The organism is Paenibacillus sp. J22R3, from assembly GCF_056269305.1.
In genome coordinates this window covers 561115-587755 of record NZ_JBWDNS010000002.1, presented here as the reverse complement: position 1 = coordinate 587755, position 26641 = coordinate 561115, and the positions used below count along the sequence as shown (strand labels likewise).

Genomic DNA, 26641 nt, shown 5'->3' with positions numbered 1-26641 from the left:
ACCTATGGGGAACGACAAGTTGGGGAAAGAACCTTCTGAGACGGAACAGTCTGGAACAGTACAATCTGGAACAGAACAACAGAAAGAACCGCGGAGCAATGTCGATCCGCAGCTCATCTATAAGGCCTTTAAACAAGCAAGAAATAAAGAAAAGCTTATTGTTCACATAACGCAAGTATTGCTGCTTGCCCTCTTCCTCGGCTCCTGGGAGTATGCGGGGAGAACGCGTTTGATTGACGTCTTCCTGTTCAGTTATCCCAGCAAGATCTTCAAGCTGCTGTACACAAAAGCAATGGACGGCTCGCTGCTGCCTCATATCGGGGTTACGGTAGCGGAAACCGCGGCAGGTTTTGCACTAGGCACGTTATGCGGCTTGTTGATTGCAACGATCATTTGGTGGAGCCCTTTTCTGGCACGCGTACTCGATCCGTATCTTGTCGTGCTGAACTCCTTACCCAAGGTAGCGCTCGGTCCTCTGTTCATCGTGGCGCTCGGCTCCGGCATCCTCTCCATCATCGCAACGATACTCTCGATTACCGTCATCATCACCACGCTCGTCATCTATAACGCCTTCCAGGAGGTTGACGCCAACTACGTGAAAGTAGTGAACGTATTCGGCGCGACCAAAACGCAATCGTACAGCAAAGTTATCCTGCCCGCTTCCTTCCCCGCTATCATATCGACGCTTAAAGTGAATGTCGGCTTAGCTTGGGTTGGGGTTATTGTAGGCGAATTCCTGGTAGCCAAGGAAGGGCTGGGCTATTTAATTATTTATGGTTTTCAAGTGTTTAACTTTACACTTGTCCTCGCGAGCTTATTCATCATTGCGGCTTTCGCAACGTTCATGTACCAAATTGTAGCAGCGATTGAGTCTAGGATTAGGAAGAGAAGGCGATAAGGGAACAGGGCAAAACCGCGCGAAAGGGCTACCGTTCCGACGCAGCCGCGATATGTCTGAGCTTATCGGGATTGACGACGATATAGAACGATGAGATTTGACCATCAGTAATCTCAAAGGAATGCACGTTATTCGGCTGTCCATTGCCATCGTATCCGACAATGCCGATTTCTCCGTTCACCTCGGACAAGGTGTAGGTATAATCTTGAGGCAGCTTAGCAAGCAGTCCGAAGAAGAATGCCGCGATGCGCTCGGAGCCCTGAATCGGACGGGTCGCTGCTTTCACCTTCCCGCCGCCATCCGAGTAGAGAACCGCATCTGCACGAACAACGCTGAGCAATTGTCCCATATTTCCGGACATAAGGGCTTGCACGAACTGCTCCACGATTGTTGATGTTTTCTCGACGGCAGGTGGCTTTAATTGTTGTTGCTGCTCGATTGGAGTCGTTTGCAGCGATGACTTCAACGCATCATCCGGCTCCGGTATTTGACTTATTGCCAGTTTGGCTCGGCGGAAAATTTGGCGGCAATTCGTGCTGCTCTTGCCCACGATCTCCGCAATCTCGTCATACTCGTACTGCAGCACTTCGCGCAATAGAAATACGGCACGCTCCACCCAAGACAGCTGCTGCAGCAGGAGCAAATATGCAGTAGATATCGACTCCTTCTGCAGATAACGGTCATCCGGCTCTGCGAACGATCGTGCCGCATCCGGGACAAGCGGCTCCGGCAGCCATGTTCCAACGTAGACTTCCCGCTGCTTGCGAGAGGAACGCAGCAGATCGATGCAGCGGTTCGTGACGATTTTGCACAAATACGCCTTCATACTGGTGATGTGCTCCGGCCTCTTCACATTTACATAAATAAAAGCCTCCTGTACCACATCTTCCGCATCCATCACGCTGCCCAGCATCCGATAAGCTAATGAAAACAAGAGCGGCCGATAGGAAATATATTCCTCTACAGACGACGATGCTCCCTTATTTGGTTCCGATTCCGTGTTCCTGTTCATATGGGCACACCTCCGTGTCGTTACCTTGCCGCAGCCAAGCTTGGTGAATGCGCGATTGCTTCCGCCGCCCTGACTGCGCTCGCGGCTGATGCGTCAGCAAGCAATTCGCCATGACCGGCCCAGTCTCCTGCGACATATAAGCCTTGAATTTCGGGAACGGACGGCCCAATGTTCTTCAACTTCTGACCGGTACGCGGATAACCGTGCGTTACCGTTATATTAGGCAGAAACTGCTTCGCGAGAACTTCGTCCTGCCAGCCCGGCTGCAGCCAGTTCATCGTTTGCAGCAGCTGCTGCTCATCCGCCTTCGGGTCGTTCTCGCCGGGACCGTTATATTTGATCAAATGGACCACAACCGCACCGTTATCGCTCATCGTGGCATGGGCCGAATGATTGGAGAAGAAGATAGGCTGATCGAGGCCGAGCGCAAATTCATGCTCTTTGACCGGCAGCTTCTTCAGTCCAATATCAAGACAGGCCGCCATAGAAGGGATCGCTTCTGTTTTCCATTGCTTTAATACCGTCGCTTCGGCTCCGGGCACAAGTTTATACGTTTCCGAAGGGGAAGCCGTACTAATCGCATTTGCTATGGTTATCGATGTGCCATCTCCAAGTTCGAGCGCTGTAACCTTGCCTTCCTTGTGCGTGATTTCTTTTACCGATTTGGCGGCTACGATGTGCACGCCTATCTGCTGAGCCTTGACTCGCAGCTGATCCACGATCGTCTGCCAGCCTTTATGCAAATAGATGACTCCTTTGAGCGAACGTTGAATTTGCCCCAGAGCTGGTGCTGCGAGCTGATGATCCGGATCAAAAGCATACGTCGCCGTCCTGCACAGCGCATAGAAAACATGCCGTACCATCGGATCTTGCACCTCGCGCTCCGCCCATTCCCGAATGCTCGATGCAGGAATGTTGGAGGCATTAAGGCGCGTTAACTTGACCATCAGACGCATCAGCTGCATCTTGCTGGACCAAGTGAGCAGCTTCGTCTTCAGCATGCCAATCGGGTCCGCCCCCATAGGGACGAGCTGATTGTTCCAGATGGCGTTCATTTTGGTGGACGGCTTTGCGCCTTCCACTCGAATGCCAAGTTCTTGTAGAATACTATTCGCACGACCCGCTTTATACAGCGCATGCCCGCCTAAGTTGAGATAAACACCCTTGTTATGGTTCGTCATCGCACGTCCGCCGAGTCGATTCGACTTCTCCAACAGCAGGACTGAGCGGCCGCTCTGCGCCACCTTTATCGCTGCAATCAAACCCGCCAACCCGCCGCCGATCACGGCTGTATCATAGTTAGTATTCATTATTGTCACCCTCCCCGAATGCTTTCATAAGTTAAGGCGGGGGAGGAGGGGGTTTTGTGACAGGATGGGTGAAAAAATAGATTTTCTGCTCATGTAGACCTCTGGGTGGGCTTCTTTTGCGTTTTCCGTTGATTTTACGCTCATGTAGACCTCTAGGTAGGCTTCTTTTGCGTTTTCCGATGATTTTACGCTAATGTAGACTTCTGGGTTGGCTTCTTTTGTGTTTTCCGATGATTTTACGCCAATGTAGACTTCTGGGTTGGCTTCTTTTGCGTTTTCCGTTGATTTTACGCTAATGTAGACTTCTGGGTTGGCTTCTTTTGCGCTTTCCGTTGGCTTTAGACTCATGTAGACTTCTGGGTTAGCTTCTTTTGCGTTTTCCGTTGATTTTACGCCAATGTAGACTTCTGGGTTGGCTTCTTTTGTGTTTTCCGATGATGTGTTGCCTCTAGTGCTACTCTTTCTAATACTCTTTCTCTGATTTGACTACTATTCCAGAAATGTGTAGCTCCCAGAACCACTCTTTCTCTCATTTGACTACTTTTCCAGCGATGTGTAGCTCTCCGAACCACTCTTCCTCTCATTTAGCTACATTGCTAGCGATGTGTTGCCTCCTCACCAGCAACACACAAACAAAAAAAGAGTTGCACAAGCCCCATGGCCCGTGCAACTCTATAACATCTCAAATCCCTACTCGCCCCAGCGCCAGCCGAACGGGTACTGCGCGGACAGGGTCAGCGGCAGTCGGCCTGTTGGCGTGAACTCGCCGAGCAGTGCACCCGCGGCGGATTCCAGCGCGAGTGGACGGCATTCGTATACGGCGAGGAACGCCGATACGTCCGGGTACACGAGCAGATCGAGCGGGTTGCGGACGGATACCGCAACCGTGCGATCTCCCGCTTCCGCGAGCAGCCGCGCAGCGAGCTCGCGCTCGTTCGCGTGCTTCGCCGCGTCGTAGCTCACGAACACGATCTGTTCGAACGCCGCAAGATCCTGCAGCGCATCGGCAGCTCCGACGCGCCGTTCCGTCACATGCGGCATCCGCGCCGCGAGTCGGCCCCCAAGTGTACCGTCGTCGGTCAGCAGCTCGTCCGCTTCCGACACGGTCACGATTTCGGGCCAGAGCACGAGCGTCTTCGCCTCGCGCCGCAGCGGAAGCAAGCCGCGCTCGTTCTTCACGAGCGTCGCCGAAGCCTCGCTCCAGTGGCGGACGGCAGCTCGCTGGTCCGGCGTATCCAGCGCCGGCTCGACCTCCGCCCATGGCGCGAGCGCCTCGCCTACCGCGCGCTTCTCCTTCAAGCGCATGATGCGCGCCAATGAAGCATCAATGCGCGCTTCGCTCAGCTCGCCGCTCTCTACCGCGGCAACGACTGCTTCAATCGCAGCCCGCTGCTTCGCTGCCGTGTGGCAGATCAGCACCATATCCGCGCCTGCCTGCAGCGCCATAACAGCACCGCGCTCCGGACCATAGAACTTGTCGATGGCGTTCATCTCCAAGCAGTCCGTTACGATGACGCCTTCATAGCCAAGCTCCTCACGCAGCAAGCCCGTCAATACAGGCTGCGACAAGGTCGAAGGTACGCCTGACGGGTCCAGCGCAGGCAAACACACATGGGCCGTCATGATCATATCCGTCTCGCCGGCTGCCATCTTAAACGGAACCAGCTCAATCGCATCAAGCCGTTCCCGATCATGCGTAAGTACAGGCAGATCCCGGTGCGAATCAACGCTTGTATCGCCATGTCCCGGAAAATGCTTCACGGTCGCCGAGACACGCGAGCGCTGATAACCGCGAACTGCCGCCAAACCAAGCTCACCGACAACCTCCGGCCGGTCGCTGTAGGAGCGAACGTTAATAACCGGATTGTCCGGGTTATTGTTCACGTCAATACACGGCGCATAGTTCAAATTAATGCCGAGTGCGCGAAGCTGTTCGCCGCACATGACCGCCGATTCGAATACGCCTCCGGCAGAACCAGCTGCGCCAAGTGCCATATTGCCCGGCATCAGCGTGACACCTTTCACAAGTCGCGACACCATGCCGCCTTCCTGATCCACCGCAATAAACATCGGCGATCTCCCCGATCGCTCAGCCGATGCCATTAAACCTGCCGATAGGGCATGCACCTGTTTCGCATCCACGATGTTACGCGTGAAATAGATAATGCCGCCAACGCCGTAATCCCCAATCAGCGCTTCAATCTCAGCTGACGGTTCATGACCGTGGAACCCAAACACAAACAGCTGCCCGATTTTCTCCCGCAAACTAAACGTTCCCCATTCAACTTGCTCTCCCATGACTCGAACGCACCTCTCCCGTTAATGCTCATCCTCTGAATCTTCGGAGACCGCTAACAGCGATCCGCCCCCTTGAACTGCCACTCGGTAGTCCGTCGGTTTCTGCCCCGCATACTTCATAAACACTTTTGTAAAATACCGCCGCTCCGCATACCCGACTTCCTTGGCAATCAGCGCGACGCTCTTCGGCGTATCGAGCAGCAGCGATTTCGCTTTCTCCATTCGCTGACGCGTAATATATTCGATGAAGGTTTCGCCATACGTTTGCTTAAACAACAAGCTGAAATGCGAGGTCGACAATCCGACGTATGTAGCGGCTTCTTCCACGCTGAGATCACGGAACAGATGACGGTCCATGAACTGCTTCGCATCGGTCATCTGCCGCTCGGAATGCTTCCGTTTGTCCGTCGAACGCGCCACGCCTTCACTGGAAGCTTGCCGGATCGCCGCGAACAAATCCTTCACGCCAAAATGCAAGTCCATCTTGCGCCACATGGCTTCTTCCTGCTCACGCTGCAGCAAATCCGCTTCCTTCAGCTCCCGCATCAGATGCAGCGCCAGAAAATGCAGCATCGGCTTCAGCCGACCTTCCGCACTGCCGCCAGCCTTATGCAGCTGCTCCGCCAGTCGCTTCTGCTCACCTTCCACGCCATCCGCATCGCCGCGCTTCATCGCACCGATCAACCGCTCCGCAATATCCCACAGCGTGCGCCCCGCATCAAAGCCTCCTGCAAGCTCGCTGCCGTAGACCGCGATTGGCACCGATTCGGTAGACAGCTGCATGCCGCGCTGCACGGTTTTATAAGCGGAGGACAGCTTATTCATCGCTGTCATTTTATCATAAATACCCGCATGGAGCTGCAGTTTAGCATTCTTGCGAACGGAGGCCAGCAGCATTTCTGCCCATTGCTTCACCTGCTGGTCACGCGCCTCAGGCGAACCATCTCCGCTTGCCACGGCCTTCTCGCCGCGAATCAAGACGCACCACTCGCCATCTCTCATTTGGATGACGGCATGATGTAACCCATCCAGCTGCAGCGTCTCGCGCAGCACGTTACACACGGCGAAGTTCCAGATCTTCCGCTCTTTGTCCGGCCATTCACGCCAATCCCGAGCATCGGCTGAACCGGCATCGATATCAAGCACGAGCAGCGTATATTGGGGCTCCCCGAGCAGCTGCTCCTGTCCCGCCATCAGCCAATTGTCTGGGGTAATATCCGTATAGTCCATCAGCACATCATACAGAATCTTCTCGTTCACCAAATCAATCATGCGATCAAGCTTGCGCTGCTCTTCCTTAATCTGCTGCCGTTTATTGCGCTGCTCGGACATGACACGAGCGATAACTCCTGTCAGCTCATCATACGGAATCGGTTTAAGGATATAATCCTTCACCCCATACTGAATCGCAGACCTCGTATACGAGAAATCCTGGTAGCCCGAGAGCATAATAACATCGCAAGCCATTCCCCGCTCCCGAATCTGACGGACGAGCTCAAGTCCATCCATGACCGGCATCCGGATGTCGCAGAGGATTAAATCCGCCGGTTTCTCCCGCAAAAGCTCCAATGCCTCAACACCGTTCTTCGCGGTACCTGTAACTTCAAGTCCAAGCATACTCCAAGGGATCACCTTCTCTAGGTTGCGAGTAATATGTTGTTCGTCATCGACAAGCAGCACTTTTCCGTTCATACCCGTTCACCTCTGCTCCGTGGGATCTTAATTCGGATAGTCGTACCGTAACCCTCCTGGCTGCACAGGAGCAAACCATAAGGCGATCCATAATGAATGCGCAGCCGATCTGCGACACTCCGTAGTCCAAGTCCGCGCCGCTCTCCTTGTTCAGCCACGTTCAAATCGAGATCCCGCTCCTGCTCGCTGCTCAGTCCGTTAATGCGTTTCAAAGCCTCCTCGTTCATGCCGATTCCATTATCGGTAACGGTCAAGATGACCAAGCCTTCTTCCAGATGAACCGAAACGGAAATCATGCCAACATGCTCAAGACCTTCAAATCCATGTTGAATACTGTTCTCGACAAGCGGTTGAAGGGTCAGCTTCAGAATCGTATAATCGAGCGTCTCATCCGAGATTAACAACTCATAGCTGAATACATCCTCGAAGCGGTATTTCTGAATCTCCAGGTAGCTGCGTACATGCTCAATCTCTTGCTGCACCGTAATAATCTCCGAGTGATGCATGCTCGTTCGCAGGAGTATGCTCAATCTGCGCACCATCTGCATGATTTTGCCGCCTTCGTTCTGGGCTGCCAGCGCATTGATCGACTCCAGCGTATTAAACAGAAAATGCGGCTTAATCTGCGCCTGCATGAGCATCATCTCCGCGCGCTGCTTCCGTTCCTGCTCCGTGCGCACCTCGCTTAGCAGACGGCCTATGGTCTCCACCATGCTGTTAAAGCTGCGCGCCAGGAGCACGGTTTCGTCCTTGCCTTTCGCCGGAACGCGGGTATCCATCATCCCCTGCTCCACGAGGCGCATTTTGCGAACGACCCGAATGATCGATTTGGCGACCCGACTAACGAAGAAAATATTAAATAAAATCGCAAAAATCAAACAAAGCAGCGTAATCCCGCCGATCCACTGCACGAAACGAATGTTCTCGCTCGTTAACGACTCCCATGATTTCACGGAAATAAGGATCCACCCGCTGCGGTCGAGGTTATACGCCGAAACAAGAGAATCCTCATGATTGAACATGGTGCGGGAGCTTACATAGCGCTGCGTGTGCTGCAATTGAAGCTGCGTTTCATTTTGAGCGTATTTTCCCTCTAATTGGTGCTTACTATCCAGCATGACCAGACCGCCGTTGTTGATGATGAGATAACGCGTCTGCGTTTCTTGTTCCCCTGAGAGCGTAAAATCCTGCAGCATGCTGTCCACGTCGTCGGTTTTCACCTGGGTCACCATAATACCGGATTCATTGAACGATTCCATATCCCGTACAATGCGCAGCTGCGTGAATAAAGCCGCACCGGTACCGGTTAATCCCGGCTGCTCGTATGGACCGATCCACATCGGCCGACCGCTGTACTGCTTGATCTGCGGATAGATCGAGTGATTCTTCAGCATATCGTACGTAATATTCTTAAACGTAGTCGGATCATTACGATAAGAACGGAACATCGTCCCGTCCTCCCCGTAAAGCATCACCATGCTGAGCGCCGGATTTTGCCACAACAGCTTCCCGAGCGACTTCTCGTATTGGCTGATTGCGATTAGCCTGCTTGCATCATTAACCGAGTTGCGGGAGCTGCGCAGCGCATCTTGAACGGTTGCGTTCGTGACGCTGGTATCGCTAAGCTGATCGAGCTCTCGGAAGAAATAGCGGATATTGCCGCCCACCGCTTTGAGCGTAATTTCGGTTTGCTCGCTATACTTCTTCTCCAGCAGCTGCTCCGAATTCAGAAAGGATACGATGCCTAGAAAAATAAGCGGAGCTACGATCAAACCTATAAATGCCAGCAGCAGCTTCGGACGCAAATTCATGGGACGGCTCCTTTATGGTTACAGTTCTTGTCACCGGCAAGCGCGTCCGCGCCAAGCTACGAGATCTAGCCCTTCACGCTGCCCGCTGTCATACCGTCGATAATTTGACGCTGCAGGAACATGTACACGAGCAGCACCGGAATGATGCTGATAATGACTGCCGCAGATAGCGATGCAAAATTCGTCCGGTAGCCGTCATTGAAAGTAGCCATGCCGGTCGGCAGCGTACGCAGCGATTCTGTCGTGACGAGCAGCTGTGAGAGTATATATTCGTTCCAGTTGCCGATGAACGCAAGGATGAAGACGGTAACGAGCGCCGGCATCGACACCGGTATTATCACTCTGACGAACAATCCCGCAGCACTAAGCCCGTCCATAATGCCGGCCTCTTCAAGCTCGGTTGGAACGGATTGCATGAAGGCATGCAGAATGAAGATGGTAATTGGCAAAGCATAAGTGCAGTATACCAAAATGAGCGCCTGATGCGTATCGTAGAGATGAAGATCATTCACCAATCGGTACAGGGGAATGAACAGCGCGCCCGGAGGCACGAGCAATCCCATCAGAATAAGGCCATAAATTCGCTTGCTCAGCACTTTGTATTTCATCCGGGACAACGCGAAAGCCGTTGCTGCCGAAAGCAGAATCGTGAGTAAACATGCGGCTACCGTTACATATAGACTGTTAAAAGCATACTCGCCGATATGCGCGCTCTGCCAAGCAGCCTTGTAGTTGTCGAAGTTAAACTTGGATGGCAATGCCCAGGTATTGACGGTAATCTCCCGATTCGTCTTGAATGAAGATAGGAGCAGCCACAGCAGTGGGAAAAGAATCACGATAACGTACACCCAAAGCGACAAATGAAGCGGCCACTGGCTGTTGCGTACTTTGTTCGAACGGTGCAGTTTAGGATTGGCCGTATCTTTCGATGGTGTAAGGTTGCCTTTAGTAAGGACACGTTCCATTAGTACTGCACCTCCTCGGATTTGGATACACGCTGCAGGATAGCCGTCATCGCCAGAATCAGAATGAACATCGCTACACCGATGGAACTGCCATAACCAAGCTCCAAGGAGCGGAAGCCGACTTTCAGCGCATAAGTGGACATCACCTCAGTAGACTGGAAGGGTCCGCCATTGGTCATAATTTGCACAATATCAAGCACTTTTAACGTACCGGACACCGTTAGGAGCAGCATGACGAACAGAATCGGACGTACGAGCGGCAGCGTGATTTTCCACGTCTCGCTCCATGCGTTGACACCGTCGATCTTCGCCGCTTCGCCGATTTCCTTCGGAATATTCAGAATCGCAGCCAGACAGAGAACAATGAAGAAACCGATGTTCTGCCAAGCGTTTGCAATCAGGATGGAGAGCATCGCCAGGTGAGGATCGGAGAGCCATTCTTTCGCCCAGCTTTCGCCGCCAATCGCGCGCAAAACTTGGTTGATCATACCTGATTCATAGTTGTACAATACGCCGAACAGAATAGCGACGGTTGCCGTGGAGATGACAACGGGTACGAAAACAGCTGATTTATAGAAACCGCGCATGCGTCTTGCTTTACTGACCATAATGGCAATCAGAAACACGAGCGGAATATTGACGATAAGGGAAAAAGCCATGAAATAGAAGTTGTTGCCGAGCGATTTCAAGAATACTTCGTCGTGAATCAATCTTGTAAAGTTGTCGATACCGATAAATACTTTCTCGGAAATGCCATCCCATTGATAGAAGCCATAAATGAAAGACACAACGACCGGATATAAAAAGAACAGACCGTAGAGCAGAAGTGTAGGGACAACAAAAGCCAGATACGTCCATGGGTTTCTCAGCGCTTGATACATCGGGATCCTCCTAGCAGGTTAGGCGTATAAAAAGAGGGTGCCTGTTACGGCAGGACACCCTCCATTCATCAACAAGTTGTGATTGCTCTTATTTTTGCGCTGCGTTCGCTTTCTCTTGGGATGCTTGGATTTTCGCTGCTACCTCATCCGGCTTCTTCACTTTGCCGATCAGCTCTTGCAGACCCACACCTACATCTGCGCCAACGCTTGGTTGAACGATCGCGTCAAAAGCTTTCCAAGAAGTCGATGCGCCGCCCATTACGTTCAGAACATCGGAGATCAGTGGATCTACGCCGGACAGATCGGACAGCTTCATGGAAGGAAGAACTTTGTCTTCAAGCAGCGTACGCTTCTGGATTTCTTCGTTGAAGAAGTTACCGATGAATTTCTTCACTGCTTCTTTTTGATCGTCATTCAGGTTCGACGAGAAGCCGAAACCGTTGGAGTAGCTCGCATTAATTGAAGTTTGGTCGCCTTTACCGCCGTCGATGGACGGGAAGGAGAAGTAACCGATGTTGCCTTTGAGCTCGCCTGCTTCGTCGCCCGTGAAGCGGTTTGCATCCCAGCTTCCTGTGAAGACCATAGCTGCGTCGCCTTTCAAGAATTGCGCGCCTTGCTCTGCGTACGGCAAGCCAAGTGCACCTTTAGTAAAGTAATCGTTGTTTACCAGTGTTGCGTAGTCGCTGAAGCCGGCTACGAAATCCGGATCGGTCCATTTTGCTGCGCCGGTCACCAATTTGCTGAAAGCATCGATGCCCACGTGACGTTCCATGACTGTGTTCCATAGCATACCGTTAACCCAACCGTCTTTGGCTGCAAGCGCGAATGGCGTTTTGCCTTTTGCTTTAATGGCGTCCGATACTGTGATCAGGTCTGCGAACGTTTTCGGAACTTCCAGGCCGTAATCCGTGAACATCTTCTTGTTATAGAACACGCCTTCGCTGTAACCGCCGAATGGAAGGCCGTACACTTTACCGTCGATTGTAAACTCGTCCAAGCTTGCGAACTTGTCTTTGATGCCAAGCTCTTCAATGATCGGCGTCAGGTCGAGCATGCGGCCTGCTTTTACGTAGAGGTTCAAGTCCGCGCCGCCGAAAACTTCGAAGATGTCAGGCGGATTGCCTGCTGCCATTTCCGCTTTCAGCTTCTGATCGCGGTTAACGACTTCATCGATGCCTTCAAGGTTGAATTTGAGGCCAGCGTTGTCTTGTTCTGTTTTCGCAACAACATCTTGCAGGATTTTCAGACGCACTTTGCTTGTTTCTTTAATTTGTGTATGACGCAGGGAAAGCGTAACGTCTTTCGCCACCGGCGTTTCGTTGGTTGAAGTATTGGTTGTTCCATTATTAGCTGCTGTGTTGTTGTCGTCTTTGGAACCGCATGCGGAAAGTACAAGGGATGCCGACATTAGCGTTACGGCTGCGACTGTAAATCCTTTTTTCATTTCAAGACCTCCAAATGTGTAATCGTATATTTGTTTACTGCTCTTCCTTACACTTTGAATTATAGAGGGAGCAGCGAGAACGCAGGAGGTCGAAAATACAACGAGATGGGGATACTTTTGGGCTTGAAAATGAGGAAGGGGTAATAATAAACGACCCACAGGAGGTAATAATCCTGTGGGCAGCGTTTTTAATCAGAGAATAGTATCCTAGCTGTTAGGTTCCATGACATTGGAGACGGTTATCGGGTTATCGACTACCAAGCATACGCGCGTGGTGCTTCTCCGCCTGGTCCTGGGAAGATCTCGTCGATGCGTTTAAGTGTCGACTCGTCCAATTCAAGCTCTACTGCACGCAGGGAGCTTTCGAATTGCTCGGCCGTACGTACGCCGATGATTGGTGCTGTTACAGCTGGGTTCGAAAGCAGCCAAGCCAGCGAAACCACATCCTCGCGTTCGCCAAGTTCGTCGCAAAGCGCTCCGTAAGCTTCAAGCTGTGCCGCGTGCTGCTCGATGCGCTTGAGGTCACCGCTGCGTTTGCCAGCGCCGCCGCGGCGAACGTTACCAGCCAGCAGGCCGCCGTCAAGCGGGCTCCATGGAATGACGCCGATGCCGAGTCCTTGAGCAGCTGGCAGTACTTCCAGCTCCGGCAAGCGGCAAAGCAGGTTATATTTATGTTGCTCCGACACAAGTCCGAGTATTCCGCGAGCTTTCGCTTCGCCTTGTGCAACGGCAAGGTCCCAGCCGGCAAAGTTGCTCGCGCCGACGTAGCCGATTTGCCCTTGTGTTTGTGCCGCTTGGAATGCAGGCCATAGCTCGTCCCAGCTCACGTTGCGATCAACGTGATGCATTTGGTACAGCTCGATGTGGTCAGTCTGTAAGCGCTTAAGCGAAGCTTCCAAGTGACGGCGGAGCTTATAAGCAGACAAGCCGCCATCGCGGTTTGGTCCATCGTTCTTGTTACTCATATCACCGTAGAATTTCGTTGCCAGCACGGTACGCTCACGGCGTCCGCCGCCTTGCGCGAACCAGCGGCCGATGATTTCCTCCGTGCGGCCGGCGTTCTCGCCCCAACCGTAAATATTCGCCGTATCAAAGAAGTTAATGCCCGCATCCAGCGCCGCATCCATAATCCGAAACGCTTCCTGCTCGTCCGTATCGACTCCGAAATTCATCGTTCCCAAGCACAAGCGGCTAACCTTCAAACCAGAACGTCCCAAATAGGTATACTTCATCTTGATTTCACAGCTCCTCTTCCAAGTATGAATGAGATAAGGAAATAAGTCCCTTTCCTATTATAAAGAATTTGGCGGGGAAAGAGAAATGAAGTTGCTGTTTAGAACTCCCCATTTCCCACATTCCCGCCAATGTAGACGTCTAGACAAGCTTCTTTCTCCCCATTTCCCACATTCCAACCAATGTAGACGCCTAGACAAGCTACTTTCTCTCATCCTCGCACATTCCGACTATGTAGCTCCCTTGGTGAACTAGTTGGCTATCGAGTAACTGTGGCGGTTGTTTGCTGCTCCGAGCTTCGATTAATGTTGATTCCCAGGCGAGCTACCCTTGCGATTTGAAGTGGAAGTGGATTTCTGTCGCATCTGTGGCTCACAAACCGCTACACATCCGCGTGAATCCGACGATTGTGGTGGATGTGTTGCCCCCAGAGCTACACCTTAGTGTGAACCGGTGCCACAGTGAAATTCAGAGAGGTAGCTAGTACCTCTCTTGGTGTATAAATCGAAAAAAGGAGCTCAAGAGTGGAACATGGTACCCTTCTTGAGCCCAATAAGCGGAATTATGCAAATGTAAGGTAGCCAATACCCTTCTTTTGAATTGGAATGATGAATAAAAAAGACGGCGATAACCATCATCGCCGTCTTCCCAATATCTATAGCAAGTGGTGAGACTACTCGCCACCACGCATCCCCTGTACTGCGGCGCGAACGGCGCCGTAAAATTCACGCCAATGGGGCGCAGCCTCAGCTGGGCCGATCACGCTCCCAGGAGTGTCATGCTCCGCCGTCGGCGCAAGCTTCCCGCTTAAATGAAGGCGGCTCTCTCGCTGCGACACATCAACCGCTGGCGAACCAGCCTTCATTTCCGCGCCAGCTTCTGCTCCAATCGCGTGGAACGCATCTTTAGCTGCGTTCACTTCAGCTGTACTCACGTGCAATGAATCATTAGCCGTCTTCACCTCTGCTGCACGCACCGCACCATCAGCTGCCCTCACCTCGGATACATCTCTCACCTCTTCGGTGTCTACCTCAGCCGTTAGCACAACTTCATCCTCACGCACTTGTTTACCCGCCCATTCTTCCATCGGTTGCCTTGCACCTCACTCACTGTTGCTTAGCTCCATCAGTTCCTTGCACCGCACCACTTTCGCTTAGCTCCACGGTTGCCTTGCACCACACTCACTATGGCTTCCATCGCTCGCCTCTACTTCACTCGCGATCGCTTAGCTCCATCGATTGCCTTTACCGCACCACAATCGCTTAACCCTTGAGCCGATGCTTGCGGAGCGAGAACAGCTCGCGCAGCTCGTCAGTCGACATCTCGGTAATCCAGTTCTCCGATTGGCTTACAACTTGATCGTTAAGCATCTGCTTGCGCGTGATCATGTCGTCGATTCGCTCTTCCAGAGTGCCCAGCGTCACGTATTTGTGCACCTGCACATTGCGCTTCTGACCGATTCGGAACGCGCGGTCTGTCGCTTGATTCTCGACTGCCGGATTCCACCATCTGTCGAAATGAATCACATGATTCGCCGCCGTCAAATTGAGTCCGGTGCCGCCGGCTTTCAACGACAGGACGAAGGCGCAGCCCGGCTCAGCTTCATTCTGGAACCGCTCGATCATGTTGTCCCGCTCCGCCTTCGGCACTGCGCCGTACAGATAAGGCGTCGGAATGCCCAGCCGCTCTTCAATAAGCCGCTTGAGCGTAGAGCCCATCTCCACATACTGCGTGAAAATCAAACAGCGCTCGCCTTCCGCCGCAATCTCTTCCACCATCTCAAGCACGCGAAGCACTTTGTTGGAGCGCTCGATATCCCATGCTGAAGGGAATAACGTCCGGTCTTCCTTCAATAATAAGCTCGGATGATCGCATACCTGCTTCAAGCGAGTAAGAGCGGAGAGAATGATCCCCCGACGCTGCAGCGCACCGACCGCCTCCAGCTGATTCATCAGTTCAGACACAATATTCTCGTACAGCGCACCTTGCTCCACGGTCAGCGACAAATACGTACGCATCTCGTTTTTCTCCGGCAGCGCAAGCGCGATGGCAGGATCCTTCTTAAGCCGGCGCAGCATGAATGGTTTCACCCACCGCTGCAGCTCTGCAATCAACGCCTCATCGCGCTCCTTCTCAATCGGAAGCACGACCGCTTTACGGAATTCAGTCAACGTCCCCAGATAGCCCGGATTCGTAAAATCATACAGCGACCACAGCTCCGTCAACCGATTCTCCATCGGCGTACCTGTCAAAGCAACCCGGTGATGCGCGGAGAAACCTCGAATCGCAGAAGATTGCTTCGTGTAATAGTTCTTGATATTCTGGGCTTCATCCAAACAAAGAACATCCCATGAAACGGCACCGAGTTCTTCCTCATCGATTGGAGCTAGCGTATACGAGGTGATAACAAGGTCAGCCTCGGCTGCTTCAGCCGCGAAGTCCTCTCCGCGCATACGTTTCGGTCCATAATGCACCATCACGCGCAGCTCCGGAGCGAATCGTTCCAGCTCCTTCTCCCAGTTGCCGATAACCGACGTCGGACAGATAAGCAGCGATGGTCCGAAGCTCCCTTGCTCCATCACATGCTGCAAATAAGCAGTAAACTGAATCGTTTTGCCAAGACCCATATCATCGGCTAAGCAGCCGCCAAGCCCGAACTTTCGCAGAAACGCGAGCCACGATACCCCTTGCAGCTGATAATGACGAAGCTCGCCTTGGAAAGCATCCGGCGTTTCAACAAGCGGCAAATCTGAAGATTCATTCAATTGCCCGATCCAAGTAGCCAAGTGCTCATTCAGCTCGATTTCGGCTGTCAATGCTTCCTGCATCTCATCTTCCGGCTCAAGCTCTGCCCCGCCGCGCAGATGCATCTCCATCACATCGCGCATCGTTAAGCCGCGCTTGCCGCCGTTCTTCTTCAGCCACTTGCGCAGCCGTTCCATGTCGCCCGGGTCCAAATGCACCCATTCGCCGCCAACTTGCATCAGCCTGCGATTCTCGGATGCCAGCTTCATAAATTCAGCTTCCGACATATCGACATTGCCAACGGCAAGCTTCCAGTCAAAATCCACGATTTGCTGAAGGCCGAACATCGACTGCTCGGCTGAGCCGACAGACGATTTCACTTTGGCTTTCAGCTTCATCCGGCGGTTTCGCGCCGCTTCCCACCAAGATGGCAGCAGCACGGAGCAGCCTGCGGCAAGCAGCTTCACGCTCTCTTGCTCCAGAAATGCATAGGCCTGCGCATCATTCAGCTCAATACGAATATGGCCGGCATCCGCATCGCCGCCAAGCATGCCATCCTCAGATCGCGTCCATTCCGGGAGCGCCGCAGCCCATTTCATCTCTTCCTTACGCATACGCTCGGCAAAATGCTCCCGCCACGCTTCCGGAGCATCCGCCGGCAGCATAAACCGCTCTTCCCCACGCGACTCGGCCGCTTCATTAAGCGCAAGCGTCATCCAGCGTCCGCCATCTTCGCGGTCACGAACTGCCGGGCGCAGCCGCCAGCCATGCCCATCGCTTGGCTCCAGCAGCTGCAAAGCGGTACGGAACGCCGCATTATCCTGCTTCATGCCAATGGAGACGAGCCAATCGTCCTCATCGGCCGCTTTCATCATTAGCGCTCCTTCACCGGCCTGTGATGCAGCGTTTCGCCAAGCCACGCCTACCGAATCATCGGAAGCGATCAGCTCTTCCACGATACCGGTTAGCCAGCCTTGCAGCGCTCCGATATCTCCCTGCTCCTCAAGCTGTTCCGCAAGCTGCTTCCACTCCGTGCGCTTGTTCTCCTCATCGCGCGGCACATCGAGGCGCCAAGCTCTCGCCTCAGCCCGCCAGCGCGTCCAATCCGGCGAGAACCAGCCGTGGAGCAGCACCTCGCGCATCATCTCAGCAAGCTTGGCCAGGATCTGCAGCCTATCCGTCCATTCCACCTGCAGCAGCCTTACCGGCTTCGGGGAAGATAAATAATCCATCGCTATCGCCGGTGACAACGGCAGCTCCGTACGTTTGAGCCGCTCGTCCGTACGTTCCTCGATCTCTGCACCAAACCATGAGGCCTCGTGCCAAGCGAAGAGAAGGCGGCGCAGACGAAGCGTTATTCCGGCGACATGCCCGGCTGCCAGCACCAAGCCTTCGCCATCTTTCCAAAATCCGTCAACGACAACCGTTTCAGTACCTGTGTACCCTCTCATGTGATGATTTTACCCCTCCAAAGCTCTTCCTGCAGCGCGCGCAGGCGCCCATGCTTTTGTACGATACCATCCACATAACGGCTCCATTTATCGCTGTGCTCTTCCGCTTTGTACAGCTTCTCGAGCTTCTTCATCAGCTTGACGGCTTGCCGATAACCTTGCCGATTACGCGAGCGAATCGCGCCGTCAATCGCTTGATGGTACAGCGGGTACAGCACGCGGGGAGCAGCCTTGCTGATCTCCCGCACCAATTGGATATCCATCTCGTCAGGCTCGATGCCGAACAGAAGCTGCAAATCTGCCCACTTATCATAATGCTTGCGATCCAGCCAATGCTCCGTCAAAGCCGAGTACGAATACGGCAGGAACGAAACCAAATAATGCTGCCAGCTCGGATTATCGGGCTGCTGGAGATCGGCTAAACGGCACATCGACAAGAACGGTCCAAATGCCTTGGATTTCCGCTCAATCGATAAACCTCCGTACAAATACCGAATCCAATTGTCCAGCTTCGCCCAATTCCGCTCCTCCAGCCGCTGCAGGGCACAGTCGCAAGCAAGCAGGGCCGTCCGATTAAATGGAGTTCTCGCCAGCAGCTCCATCGCATAATCGTCGTTATTCTCCGCATAAGCGAGATAAGCCAGTGCCATCGGAACGAAGAAGCTCGCATGTCCCGTGCCTTTCTCCTCTGCCAGCTTATTCTCCAGCCATTGCTTCTCCTTGCCGGTCCAGCCGGGATCGTGTACAAGCTGCCCCCAGATCGAGAAATACAGCGCCTCCCATCTGTGAAGCTGCTGCTCCCGATCCATCTCCCGTACATGGAACAGCTCGAGCAATTGCTCGACACCGACCCGTTCAAGTTCTGTCATCGTATCCGGTGTAAGCTCTCCTGCGAGCTCGTGATACTGATTGATCCAAGGCTCCGTCATCCGCGCGAAAGCCATCTCATAATAGTAGCGACTGTAACTGTCCGTAATTGAATAGGCTCTTTCCGACTGCTCTACGACAAAAATAATACCGTGCATCCAGTGCAGCCGTCTTAGTCCTTCATCCCAATTCTTCGAGACCGCCTTTATCGCCGACAAAACCGGCTGCAGCGGATGCAGGGAATGTCTGCATTGCCGCCATATTTCGCCGTGCTTCGCTTCCATATCTTGCTGCCATAGATGCGGGTCACCTTCGAGACCGGTCTTAGCCGCAGCAACAACTGCCGCTGCCGAGGTCGTACCGCGATCTCCCCGATCTTCCGTAAACATCGGATCTTGACCGTATAACAAGCGGTTATGCACCTCATCCGCACTTCTTCCCGCATATTCGTAATAAGCATAGAAAACGGCAGCCATATGCTTGCAATACCCTTTAACCGGACACGTACATGTGCTGAAACCAAACTCATCGCAATCGAGCGTAACGGCAAAAATCGCAGCATCCTTGACGGTTCCATATACAGAGGTTCCTTCCATCACTTGAACGGAAAGCACCTTCTCCCGGCGGTAATAATCAAAGCCAAGCTGCATCACCTCAAGGGGGATGCTGCTTGCGACAGCTGTTTCCAAAGCTTGCAGCCGCTGTTCATCCAGTTGAAAAAACGTGCTCACGATGCGTCCCCCGTTCCTCAATAACCATTCCAATCATTATATCACATTCACAAACGGTTTCGCTTTGAACTGGGACAGACAGGAAGAGATAATAATAAAAGCCTCTTGTCCGGACCGGTAAGTCCGAGCAATAGGCTTCGTAGAATTGGTTATAAGCATTCCAGCTTAATAAGGCACTTTCACGATAAAAGTAACCGTATTCGGTTCATTAATGGCTAGTTTAATACCACCTTTGTACTTCTCCACGATGGACTTCACAATGTGCAAGCCAAGTCCGGAATGACTGCCCTTCTTCGACGTGTAACCCGCCTGAAATATCGGTTTATTCGCAAGCTCCGCTGCGCGCAAGCAAGTATTACTTACGGCAAATTCATAATACCCGGTCTTCTGGCAGGCCTCGATGTTCACCGAACGTTGACCTTCTGCATAATTAAGCACTTCATCAAACGCATTATCGATCAGGTTGCCAAGCAGCCTTGTCATATCCAGCGACTTCATCCCGAGCTCAAGCTTATTAATGTCATTGAAATCCGCCTTGAATTCCACTTTGAGCACCTCAGCCTGCAAGCCTTTCGCACGAATAAGCGCAGCAATGGCCGGATTGCCGATGTCGATAATATCGTTCAATTCTCGAATCTCGCCGGTTAACTCTGCCGTGTAAGACTTTAATTCCTCTGTCTTGCCAAGCTCAGCCAACGCATGAATGGTTTGTACATGGTTAGCAAAATCATGACGCTGGGAGCGAATCGACTGAAACAGTCCGTTAATTTCATCCAAGTATGTTTCTTGCGCTTTCCGAATCAATTTGTCCTGCGACTTGCGATAAGCGGTGACGAACAGGTAAACCAAGATCAAGCTAATCACCGTTACGATGCCGATAATAATCGCAATATTAACAAATTGTTTGTCTAGTGTCTGTTGAATGATCGCGTAATCCGATACGACCGAGATTACATAGCGATTAAGCGGTTCGCCATTCTCATCGAGCATGCTGGCTACCTTATTCGTAATATCGACCGGTATAAACAGCTTAATAACATGTTTACCGTTGATGACATCATTCTGATACACCTTAATGTTCTTCTCATTCGCCAGTTTCACGTTAGCCAGATCATCAGGGTCTTCATACTTATAGGTTCCATTAATGATCGGATTTTGCGTCATATGCGTTAGAACATCGCCATTATCCGTAATGGTTGTTTTCTCGCCGTTTCCAAAGGTGGCCGGATTAATGATCGTAATTTCGCTTAGCGACTTATTCTCCTTCAGCGTTTGGGAGATCAGCTTGTCGACGCCGGTTGCCTCATCGTAATCATGCTGCCTGCTGTCGTAGCTAATGTAGGGATCAATCATATAATTGGTCGTGCCGTCATAATAGTATCCCCATTTTTGAATGGAGCTGGTGTCTGTCGTTGCAAACTCAAAAGGGCCTGTCCAGAAATTCGTCAATTGCTGGCCCCAGTCAATCGAAACCTTGTGCTCATCGAACAATTGGTTGAACGCCTGGTACCAAGGTTTCCATGTATTGGTCTTGTATCCGAGCTGTTTCGGACTGGACGATTTATATAAGATGATATTGTCTGTGGTTCGTTTAAGCAGCGTAATGCCAACCATATCAAGCTTCTTGGAGAGCTCCGCCAGTTGCGAGTTGGATACTTTCTCGACATCCGGGCTTAAGGCAAACTGAGTTGCAATCGAGACTGCACGAAGCTCACGGCCGATTTGCTCTTGATATTTCTCTGCGCCGCCACGGGACAGCTCGATGGAGATTTCAATCTGTTTTGCAACCGATTCCATTTCATGCTCAAGGCTGTCTTCCAGTGAATCTTTGGTTGTAAAATAATAGATTGTATTATTGACGCCAAGTAATAGTGCGATCAACAAGATGGCAAGAAGCCACGCATTACGCCGCATTTCGACAGACTCTCCGATCAAATTCGATATTTCTCTCAATTATGTCCGATTTCATAGAGAGTGACAATGAAAGAATTGAACAGTAATGGGTGTAACGCACTAATTTTGGGGTTTTTTGACGAAAAAAGCGGCTCAGCACCTAATGACACATGCCGAAACCGCTTTTCTCTAGGATGAAAGTCTCTTAAAAAAGGCCAGAAGTGCCCATTTGCGCTCTTGTCGTTTCTTGTATCGCGGCAAAGCGCGGTACAGTGTCCCGCATTCCATCAGTGTTTGCTTCGCATCCTCCGCTCTTCCAAGCTGTGAATAGAGAAGCGCGAGCTTGTAGTACGCTTCAATGGAAGAAGAATGAATAGCGCGGAAGGATTGCAAATGCCCGATCGCCTTTTCTGGATTCGTCCTGGCGTAGATCGCAGCTAACCGCAGATAGGGGGTTCCGTATTTGACTCTCGGATTGATCGAAAGCGCGTTGCCGATTGCCGCTTCTGCAGCATCCGTTTCCCCGAGTTGACTGAGACAAGCGCCAAGATCATCCCAGAATTCCGCGGAATGCTCCAGCGCATCCTGCAGCGGCATGAGCCATTCCTTCGCTTCTTTATATCGTTTGCGTTCAATCAGCAGTCGAGCGAGCTCGTGTTTGGCCGGAATATCGTTTGGATTCATGAGGATTTGCTGGCGCAGTCGTCTGATTGTACCGAATCTGCGCAGCGGCTTCACGAAACTCGGCGTGAGTCCGATAAATCTGCGGTCCAGCACATAGAGCAGGGCCAGAAGGACAAGAACAGCAAGAAACGGACTGCCCGTCAGCCACCATAATAAGCCGAAAAGTAGGATTTTAACCATATTGCCTCCTGCTACAAATGATAAGGTTTATTGCTGTCATCATTGTACACGATTGGCCTGGCTCTCAGATAGTGGAAATTCTTTTTCCTCTTGCCGAGCAACTCCGGTGGGCCGTACACTATGAAGTAGAATAGGACAGCGAAGAGATGAGGCGACAATAATGATGGAACAATTGCGGGAAACCTTACCGATATGGTTAAATGCAAGCCGGCTGCATGCAAGCGAAGGGCAAGTAGCCTCCTATATTCCGGAGCTCGCCAAAGCGCCTGCGGATGCGCTCGGTGTTACGATTATGGGCGCCGGTGGGGAGACGATTAGCGCCGGAGAGACTGATTTCCCTTTTACCATGCAGAGTATTTCGAAGGTGTTCACCCTGCTTCTGGCTCTTATGGATAACGGAGAGGACGGCGTGTTTGCCAAAGTTGGCATGGAGCCGACCGGTGACGACTTCAATTCGATGCTCAAGCTGGAGCTTGTTGAGCCGGGCAAGCCGTTTAATCCACTGATCAACGCTGGGGCAATCGCAATCAGTTCATTGATTCACGGCGATACGCCTGCAGCGAAGACGCAGCGCATTCTAGCCTTCTTTGCTGAAGCGGCAGGCGGTTCTGCACTGTCCGTCAACGAAGATGTCTTCCGTTCTGAATCTGCAACGGCTCATCGAAATCGTTCGCTCGCTTATTTCCTCAAAGATAACGAAGTGCTAGGTGAAGAAATTGACGTCGAAGATGTGCTGCATGTCTATTTCCGGCATTGCTCCATTGAAGTCAGCTGCAATCAGCTTGCAAGAATGGCGCTGCTGCTGGCATTCGACGGCTTCGACCCGCTGGTCGGTCGGCAGCTCGTACCGAAACGTTATGTCCAAATCGCCAAAACGTTCATGATCATGTGCGGCATGTACAACGCATCCGGCGAATTCGCGATTAAAGTCGGCATTCCGGCGAAGAGCGGCGTATCGGGAGGCATCCTCGCCCTTGTTCCCGGCCGGTTCGGCATCGGTGTCATAGGGCCGGCACTCGGCACGAAAGGAAACAGCACGGCAGGTGTCCATTTGCTGGAGACGATGTCGACTGCGCTGGATTGGCGGATCTTCTGATATAGCAATGTGAAAAGAGGCTGAACCGGTGGTAATCCACCTGTTCAGCCTCTTTCTTATGGTGATGTAATTACCCTACATGCATCATCATTTCCGGTTGTTTGTTGCCATCTTCACCGGCAATCGGTGCCGGTTTGCGGAGCAATAAACCAAGTACTGCGCCGAAGATCGCGATGAACGTCAAGATCAGGAACGTATCCCCGAAGGAGAGCGAATAAGCTTCAAGCTCACTCTTCGCTGTCGGTCCGTAGAACACCATGCGTTTAGCAAGAATGGTTGCCAAACCTGCTACTGCAAATGAAGTCATGATTTGCTGCGCAGCATTCGTAAGGGACGTGACGCGGCTGACGAGATCACGCGGTGCGGATTGCATCAGATGCGTATTCAATGGCATCATCGACATCCCCATACCTGCTCCGAGCAAGGCCAACGGACCCATAATCATCATTTTGCCGGATTCTGCGTCAACATGAGAGAAGATATATGCTGCTACGGTAACGAGCAGCATCCCTGCGAATACTAGCGGTCTTGCGCCGATCTTATCGTAAAGCATCCCGCCGATTGGCATAAACAAACCTGCGGCAATTGCTTGCGGAAGCATGATAAGTCCAGTATCAAATGCGCTGTAATGCTGTGCTTGCTGCAGGAACAACGGAACTAGGAACATCGTGCCGAACAATGCGATTTGTGAAATCCATTGCACCACGATCCCTTTCGTGAAGTCCATCGAACGGAAGACACGAAGCTCAAGCAGTGGATCTTTACGTCTGAGTTCAACGATAACGAACAAAATAAGGGCTACTGCTCCAACTATGATACCGATAATCGTCTTCGATGCCGTCCAGCTTACTGCGCCTTCACTAACCCCGTAGGAAAGTCCGGCGAAAGCGATCGGAGCCAAGAGGAAACCAAGCTTATCGAGTGCGGCCACAGCTTGACGCTCGATGCGCGGCAGTGAGCGAATACCAAGGAATACGCCGAATGCACCGATTGGAATGTTGATCAGGAACAGCCATTTCCAGCTGACATAGTCAACTAGGTAACCTGCAAGTACAGGTCCAAGCGCCGGAGCAAGAAGGATCGGAATCCCCATCATCCCCATTACTGCGCCGACCTTCTCCGGTGGGCTAAGACGATAGATGAACGCCATCGCAACCGGAAGCACCATACCACCGCCGATACCTTGCACGATACGGAAAATAATCAAGGTTTCAACGGATGTTGCCAATGCGCAGAGCAGCGATCCTACCGTAAACAGAAATACGGATGTTAGAAATACTTGCTTTGCACCGTAACGGTCAGACAACCATCCGGCAAGCGGGATGACCGCTGCTTGTGCCAATGCATACCCTGTAACGGTCCAGGATACAACTTGATACGTGGTGTTAAACTCTTTGAGCAAACCCGGAAGCGCCACGTTAACGGCTGTTCCGTCCAGCACGACCATGAAAATCCCGATAATAATGGCTGCAAGCGGGCCTAATATTTTCCGAATGGAAAACGGCTCTTCGCTCCTTGCAGCAGATGTTGCTTGTGCAGACATCGTACTCTCCAGCTCCCTTTACCCGCCCTATGCTCCGCCAGATCCCCGTACTTGCATTGACCCTTCCTACGCAGAGGAGTACAATGAAGGCATCGGAACCTAGTTCGGAACATCTCGGTTTTTTATAAATGGACAATTGTCCGCTTTAGATACAGCTTACCTAACGCTACGCGCATTGTCAACGAAAGACAATGTGAACTTTTTTCAATTTCAGGAGGTTCATGGCATATGCAGCAACGGAGCGAACGAAAGGACGCCGCCAGACACCGCGAGCTCATACTCGATACAGCCTCCCAGCTGTTTCATGAACATGGTGTGGATAGCGTCAGCATGCATCAGATCGCCAAGTGCGCAGGAGTCGGCCAAGGCACACTCTACAGACGATATTCTTCCAAGGCTGAGCTCTGCATGGAACTTCTCACGGATAGCTTCGAGCGATTTGCATCCAATATCTCCGCTTATCTTGCGCTTGAAGCGCAATTGCCGGTACGCGAGCGAATGGAAACGTTCCTGTCGCGCTGGATTGATTTTATCGCAACCGAAATGCAGTGGTTTAATGCGATTCAGCCGGATACTTGGTGTTCGGATGATCGGGAAAATATGCTCAGCTCACCGCCTTTTCAATTTGTGACAGGCGTTCTGAAGAATTTGCTGGATGAAGCTGTCGCTTCCGGCTTGGCACCGAATGTGGATACCGAATTCGCAGCCTTCCATATTACGATTTCCATGAGTCCGATTGCGTTTCTCTACTTCACCGACGATCGTGGACAGACAACGGAACAGATGAAGGCGAAGTACATTTCTTATTACAGTAGCCTATTTCTCGGACGATAATGCAGATGCAAAAAGGACGCTGACTAGCAATTCCCTTGTAGGTAAAGGGCTTGCTCATCAGCGTCCTTTATTTGGTTAAAGTTTGATTGTTGATTCAGTTATAGCTGTCCTAGGATCGGCTTGTTCGGCAAATAATGCTGGGATTTGATGTAGCGAATGGTACGTGTCTTCACGCGCATGACGATGGAATGCGTTTCAGCGCGTTGATCCGGCAGCATGGAGACACCGCCGAGAAACTCACCGGGCGTGACGCCTGTAGCCGCGAAGATAACATCGTCATTGCCGATCATATCTTCCATCCTCAGCAGCTTGCGTGGATCCGAGAGCCCCATCGCTCTGCAGCGCTGTTCCTGCTCCTCATTGAGGGGCATCAGCCGGCCTTGAATCTCGCCGCCGAGGCATTTGAGCGCGGCAGCAGCAAGCACGCCTTCCGGTGCGCCTCCCGAGCCAACATAGAGGTCGATGCCGGCTTCCGGAAAAGCCGGGGCGATCGCCCCCGCAACGTCGCCGTCAGACAGAAACTTGATGCGTACACCGACTTCTCGAAGCGAATGGATCAGCTCAGCATGGCGCTCACGGTCAAGGATCATTACGGTCAGATCCGAGACTTGCTTGTGAAGAGCAAGCGCCGCTTTCTCTACAGTTGTGCGGATTGGATCCTCCAGCCTCAGCTTCCCGGCAAGCGCCGGACCGACAGCTAGCTTCTCCATATACATATCCGGTGCATGCAGCAACCGACCTTTCGGTGCCACTGCAATGACGGCCATTGCGTTGTTGAGCCCTCGCGCTACAAGCTCCGTCCCTTCCAGCGGATCGACCGCCACATCCACCTCCGGACCTTGAAGGCTGCCGACTACTTCACCAATATATAGCATTGGCGCCTCATCCATCTCGCCTTCCCCAATCACAACCGTTCCTCGTATCGAGACCGAGTCCAGCATGCCCCGCATGGCATTCGTCGCTGCTTCATCGGCGCGGTGCTTGTCTCCTCTGCCCATCCAAGGAGCAGCAGCAAGGGCTGCCAGCTCCGTTACCCTTACAATCTCAAGTGCCAATTCCCTTTCCATCGTACA

Annotated in this window: 20 protein-coding genes; 3 read left to right on the top strand and 17 right to left on the bottom strand. The window is 52.2% G+C overall.

Going from position 1 to position 26641, the window contains the following annotated elements; translation table 11 throughout:
- The first annotated feature begins 4 nt into the window (after positions 1-4).
- Entirely contained in the window at positions 5-898 is an 894-nt protein-coding gene (locus AC0YN4_RS10795; protein WP_475781474.1) for an ABC transporter permease, read from the top strand.
- 28 nt (positions 899-926) lie between these two features.
- On the opposite strand, the gene AC0YN4_RS10790 is transcribed toward AC0YN4_RS10795, so the two are convergent.
- From AC0YN4_RS10790 to AC0YN4_RS10720, 15 genes are all read right to left on the bottom strand, one after another.
- Positions 927-1910 carry an RNA polymerase sigma-70 factor gene (locus AC0YN4_RS10790; protein WP_475781473.1) on the bottom strand — a complete coding sequence of 328 codons (984 nt, stop codon included), beginning with the start codon at positions 1908-1910 and terminating at the stop codon, positions 927-929.
- Between the two features lie 20 nt (positions 1911-1930).
- Positions 1931-3220: a phytoene desaturase family protein gene (locus tag AC0YN4_RS10785; RefSeq protein WP_475835791.1), complete on the bottom strand. Its 1290-nt coding sequence runs from the start codon at positions 3218-3220 to the stop codon at positions 1931-1933.
- A gap of 24 nt (positions 3221-3244) precedes the next feature.
- Positions 3245-3568 (bottom strand): hypothetical protein, encoded by a 324-nt coding sequence (locus tag AC0YN4_RS10780; RefSeq protein WP_475835790.1) that lies wholly within the window; start codon positions 3566-3568, stop codon positions 3245-3247.
- Between the two features lie 342 nt (positions 3569-3910).
- Positions 3911-5518, bottom strand: a complete 1608-nt coding sequence (locus AC0YN4_RS10775) for a glycoside hydrolase family 3 protein (protein ID WP_475835789.1) — start codon at positions 5516-5518, stop codon at positions 3911-3913.
- A 21-nt stretch (positions 5519-5539) separates the two neighbouring features.
- Positions 5540-7210 (bottom strand): response regulator transcription factor, encoded by a 1671-nt coding sequence (locus AC0YN4_RS10770; protein WP_475835788.1) that lies wholly within the window; start codon positions 7208-7210, stop codon positions 5540-5542.
- Positions 7207-9021 carry a sensor histidine kinase gene (locus AC0YN4_RS10765; protein WP_475835787.1) on the bottom strand — a complete coding sequence of 605 codons (1815 nt, stop codon included), beginning with the start codon at positions 9019-9021 and terminating at the stop codon, positions 7207-7209. Before AC0YN4_RS10765 ends, AC0YN4_RS10770 begins: the two co-directional genes overlap by 4 nt.
- Before the next feature lie 65 nt (positions 9022-9086).
- Complete coding sequence (locus tag AC0YN4_RS10760) at positions 9087-9986, bottom strand: carbohydrate ABC transporter permease (RefSeq protein WP_475781468.1); 900 nt, start codon at positions 9984-9986, stop codon at positions 9087-9089.
- Positions 9986-10867 carry a carbohydrate ABC transporter permease gene (locus AC0YN4_RS10755; RefSeq protein ID WP_475835786.1) on the bottom strand — a complete coding sequence of 294 codons (882 nt, stop codon included), beginning with the start codon at positions 10865-10867 and terminating at the stop codon, positions 9986-9988. The genes AC0YN4_RS10760 and AC0YN4_RS10755 overlap by 1 nt, the downstream gene beginning before the upstream one ends.
- A gap of 88 nt (positions 10868-10955) precedes the next feature.
- Positions 10956-12311 carry an ABC transporter substrate-binding protein gene (locus AC0YN4_RS10750; RefSeq protein WP_475781466.1) on the bottom strand — a complete coding sequence of 452 codons (1356 nt, stop codon included), beginning with the start codon at positions 12309-12311 and terminating at the stop codon, positions 10956-10958.
- A 254-nt stretch (positions 12312-12565) separates the two neighbouring features.
- A complete protein-coding gene (locus AC0YN4_RS10745) occupies positions 12566-13543 on the bottom strand; it encodes an aldo/keto reductase (protein WP_475781465.1) in 978 nt (325 codons plus the stop codon).
- Positions 13544-14217: 674 nt separating this feature from the next.
- Complete coding sequence (locus AC0YN4_RS10740) at positions 14218-14631, bottom strand: hypothetical protein (protein ID WP_475781464.1); 414 nt, start codon at positions 14629-14631, stop codon at positions 14218-14220.
- A gap of 175 nt (positions 14632-14806) precedes the next feature.
- Positions 14807-17740, bottom strand: a complete 2934-nt coding sequence (locus AC0YN4_RS10735; protein WP_475781463.1) for a DEAD/DEAH box helicase — start codon at positions 17738-17740, stop codon at positions 14807-14809.
- On the bottom strand, positions 17737-19338 hold the full coding sequence (locus AC0YN4_RS10730) for an SWIM zinc finger family protein (protein ID WP_475781462.1): 1602 nt from the start codon (positions 19336-19338) through the stop codon (positions 17737-17739). Before AC0YN4_RS10730 ends, AC0YN4_RS10735 begins: the two co-directional genes overlap by 4 nt.
- A gap of 165 nt (positions 19339-19503) precedes the next feature.
- A complete protein-coding gene (locus tag AC0YN4_RS10725) occupies positions 19504-21252 on the bottom strand; it encodes a sensor histidine kinase (RefSeq protein WP_475781461.1) in 1749 nt (582 codons plus the stop codon).
- A gap of 168 nt (positions 21253-21420) precedes the next feature.
- Entirely contained in the window at positions 21421-22095 is a 675-nt protein-coding gene (locus tag AC0YN4_RS10720) for a tetratricopeptide repeat protein (RefSeq protein ID WP_475781460.1), read from the bottom strand.
- 160 nt (positions 22096-22255) lie between these two features.
- On the opposite strand from AC0YN4_RS10720, the gene glsA reads away from it, so the two are divergent.
- Positions 22256-23191 (top strand): glutaminase A, encoded by a 936-nt coding sequence (gene glsA / locus AC0YN4_RS10715; protein WP_475781459.1) that lies wholly within the window; start codon positions 22256-22258, stop codon positions 23189-23191.
- A 70-nt stretch (positions 23192-23261) separates the two neighbouring features.
- Here glsA and AC0YN4_RS10710 read toward each other — a convergent pair whose 3' ends face one another.
- A complete protein-coding gene (locus AC0YN4_RS10710; protein ID WP_475781458.1) occupies positions 23262-24734 on the bottom strand; it encodes a DHA2 family efflux MFS transporter permease subunit in 1473 nt (490 codons plus the stop codon).
- A 228-nt stretch (positions 24735-24962) separates the two neighbouring features.
- Here AC0YN4_RS10710 and AC0YN4_RS10705 point away from each other — a divergent pair, with 228 nt between their 5' ends.
- On the top strand, positions 24963-25568 hold the full coding sequence (locus tag AC0YN4_RS10705; protein ID WP_475781457.1) for a TetR/AcrR family transcriptional regulator: 606 nt from the start codon (positions 24963-24965) through the stop codon (positions 25566-25568).
- A gap of 98 nt (positions 25569-25666) precedes the next feature.
- On the opposite strand, the gene glpX is transcribed toward AC0YN4_RS10705, so the two are convergent.
- Positions 25667-26635, bottom strand: coding sequence for a class II fructose-bisphosphatase (gene glpX / locus AC0YN4_RS10700; protein WP_475835785.1), 969 nt, complete (start codon positions 26633-26635; stop codon positions 25667-25669).
- Positions 26636-26641: the final 6 nt, after the last annotated feature.